Below are 3,542 nucleotides of genomic sequence, written 5' to 3'. Positions count from 1 at the left end.
CGCCCCGCAGCGGTCAGACCGCCGCCATCCGCGTACCTCATGACGAGGATGTAGCACCGCCAACGCCCGCTGTCACCCCACCCTTTCAACCTCAGAGGCAACGATTTACCTAGAGGCCCATTCGTCCTTCAGTGCAAGCATACGAAAAGTGAAGACTCCACCCTGTCAGTCTCGATGCTGAGTGAAGAGTTCGACAAGGTTAGGCGCCTCGTTGAGCGAGGGATCTGTCAAAGCTACGTACTACTGACAAACGCTCGAGTTACCGGGGTCTCCGAGGAATCCATCCGTGAGCGGCTGCTGGCATGCGGGGTCATACATCCGCTTGTCTTGGACGGTCAATGGCTTAGTGACACCATTGCCGCTAACAGAGCCTTGCGAATGTTTGTACCTCGTGTTTATGGGCTGGGAGATCTATCGCAAATCCTTGATGATCGAGCATATGCTCAAGCGTCGGTCCTTGTGGAATCGGCGAGAGATCAGATTTCCACCTTCGTCGCCACTGACTCTTACCGTAAAGCTGCACAGGCGCTGTCTGATCGCGGGTTCGTACTTCTTCTTGGTGAGCCTGCCGTCGGAAAGTCCTCCATCGCGCTTATGCTCGCAATCGGTGCAGCGGATAACTGGGGTTGTGTAAACGTGAAGGCGCGTACCTCTGAAGATCTTGTACAGAGGTGGAATCCATATGAGGCTGATCAATTCTTTTGGGTGGATGATGCGTTCGGTGCAGTACGGCACGAGAGGCATCTGACTGACGGCTGGGCTAGGGATCTTCCGCATGTAATGAGTGCGGTCAAGAACGGCGCGCGCGTCGTTCTTACGTCTCGCAGCTACATCTACAAAGAAGCCCGGCCCTTCCTGAAAACTTACGCGTACCCGCTGCTCCATGAGCAAGAAGTAACCGTCGACGTCTCGGAAATTACCGGGGAGGAGCGACGGCAAATACTCTATAACCACCTCTCGGCTGGCGATCAACCGCCGCAGAAGCTATCCCAGATGAAACCATATCTGGAAGCAGTTGCGGCTACTGAGCCGTTTAGGCCGGAAGCTGCACGCCGCCTTGGGCTGCGTGCGTTTACCGGCAATCTACCCATCAGCCGATCGGGCTTGGTGTCTTTCATGGCTCGTCCTCACAGATTCCTATCTGATGTGTACAGTCAACTTGATGTGGATTCGCAGGCCGCTCTTGCGCTTGTCTATGTTTGCCCCCAGGGGCTCACCAATCCGTTGAACCTGGACGAGAATCAGCACAGCGTCATTCAATGGATGGGGAGCGCGGTCGGGGCAGCAGGCAGAGCACTGAACTCATTGGGTGGCACGTTCTTGCAGAGCACGGTTGAGGGCAACGGCACATATTCTTGGTCATTTAAGCACCCTACGTTGCGCGAGGGGTTTGCGGCGTGGCTAATCGACCAGCTCCACCTTCTTCCGGTAATTCTCGCAGGTATGGATGATGGCACGGTTATGACTCACACCCATTGCCTGACGCCGGAAAATGGGCAGAGCGATGGGATTCTGCTAAGAGTGCCAAACTTGCTCTATCGTGACATCGCCACGCGACTCGCAAATCTATTTGAGGAATGGCCTGAAGGGTCGTGTTGGACAGATGACGCGATTCGCTATTTGGGAGAAAAGTGCAGCGACGAAATGGTGAAGACCTTCCTGTCGGTGTATCCCTCTCTACCTTCGCGACTGACGGATCTGTTCTCCTCGGTCGCCGAGGCTTCTGAGCCTCTTTTGCTCGCTCGGCTCCATGCTTTGGGGGTGCTGCCCGAGGCAGACAGGCAGCAGGCGGTGGAACGGATAACCCTCTTGGCTGTGGATTATTTGGATTCGGCGTGGGTTACTGATTTGTCCTGGCATCAAATAATGACAGAGCGTGATCGGGAGTTGATTTTTAAGCGATTGAGAACTGTTCTGCTGCCCCGTTTGGAGGAAGCGATTCGGGACGATTGGACGAGCGAATGGATTCGCTCGGACCGCACTAGAGATCCCTTGATTAATTCGCTTCGAGTCTACGGAGGTGCTTTCGAAAAATTGGGAGACTTCGATACGGCGAGAAAAATTAAGTCTGCCATGGAAGATCTCTTGGGTGATCGGCTGACTGTCGTATCTGAAGGGCAGGGTGTCCTATTTGCATGTTCTGCTCTAGATGTGCCCTCTGATGACTCTCGGAGTGTATTCTCGGATCTGAGTGAAGACATCTAAGGTTGCCCTTTTCCGTGAGATAGGACTGGCCGTAAGTACTGTCCTTACGGCAGTGACCGGTCCTATGTCCCCTCGTCGCTGATTGGCTCAGCGGGTACGGTCGTGGTTGTGTCCGGCGTACGTCGGGTTGGTCACCCGTAGGCGTGCGCTGGTTGATCGCGCGCGACTAGGGGAGCTGGTACGGGCATGGCGCTTGACGCTGCTCGCACGGAAGAAGGGTTCACGTCAGCGAGGGCTACGCGGGTGATGGCTGCCGCGTGCCGGGCTGCGGGACTCGACGACAGAGCCGCAGAGCTGATCCGACTGGGAGAGAACGCGCTGTTCCGGCTGGCCTCGGCGCCGGTCATCGTACGCGTGGCGCGGGGTAAGGAATGGCTGCCCAAGGCCCGCGTGGAAGTGGACGTGTCGCGGTGGCTCGGAGAGGAAGGGTTTCCGGCTGCGCAGATCGTCGAGGACCTTGAACAACCCCTCTTGATTGATGGTCACCCGGTGACGTTCTGGCATCTGATCGTCGAAGGGGACCGTAAGGCGACGTACGGGGAGCTGGGCAGCATCCTGAGGGATCTGCACTCACTGACCGTGCCGGACGGGCTTGTACTGCCGTCGTACGACCCCTTCGACAAGCAAGCGCTGAGGCTCGATCGGGCAGTGATCCCGGACGATGACAAGGCCTTCTTGCGGAAGCGCTGGCGCGAACTGCAAGACAAGTACGCCGAGTTGCGGTTCGAGACGGCCAAGGGGCCGGTGCACGGGGATGCCCACGTGCAGAACCTCATGGTGGATGATCAGGGTCGTGTCATCCTGATCGACTTCGAGATGTTCTGCTACGACCATCCTGAGTGGGATCTCATGGTTACGGCTGTGGAGCATCACAGCCTTGGCTGGCAGACCGACGAGCAGTACGCCGACTTCGTGGCCGCGTACGGGCGTGACCTGTACGACTGGCCGGGCTACGAGACGCTGCGCGGGATCCAAGAGTTCGGCATGACGACGTGGCTCATGCAGAACGTTCAGGAAGATGAGAAGACCGCGGCCGAGTACGGCCGGCGCATCGCCGGTCTGCGGAACGACGATGCGCCACGGGACTGGCGGCCCTGGTAGCTCCTACTCGTCGTCCTCGTCCAAGCGGTTGAGCGCATCGCGCACCTTCTCACTGAAGGCGGCCACAGCGGGGTTCGTCGCGTGCACACTGACCTCGCTCTGGAAGTCGGTCACGTAGCGCTGGAACCGCGTGGACTGGAGGGTGTCGTTGCTCCCGTAAGAATGACCCCCAGGTGCTCCCGCAGAATTAACCCCCCTTGATGATCTGGAGGGTGCTGAAAGTGGAGGACTGGGCC

Annotated in this window: 2 protein-coding genes; both read left to right on the top strand. The window is 57.8% G+C overall.

Annotation, left to right across the window (positions count from 1 at the left end; all coding sequences use genetic code 11):
* Positions 1–174: 174 nt before the first annotated feature.
* Positions 175–2,205 carry an nSTAND3 domain-containing NTPase gene (locus ACZ619_RS45655; RefSeq protein ID WP_469611953.1) on the top strand — a complete coding sequence of 677 codons (2,031 nt, stop codon included), beginning with the start codon at positions 175–177 and terminating at the stop codon, positions 2,203–2,205.
* 186 nt (positions 2,206–2,391) lie between these two features.
* Positions 2,392–3,306: an aminoglycoside phosphotransferase family protein gene (locus tag ACZ619_RS45650; protein ID WP_469611952.1), complete on the top strand. Its 915-nt coding sequence runs from the start codon at positions 2,392–2,394 to the stop codon at positions 3,304–3,306.
* Positions 3,307–3,542 lie beyond the last annotated feature (236 nt).

The sequence above is a fragment of the Streptomyces sp. NPDC104367 genome (genome assembly GCF_055583825.1).
Note: the sequence above shows the minus strand (reverse complement) of the source record. Positions and strands in the feature narration are given on the sequence as shown.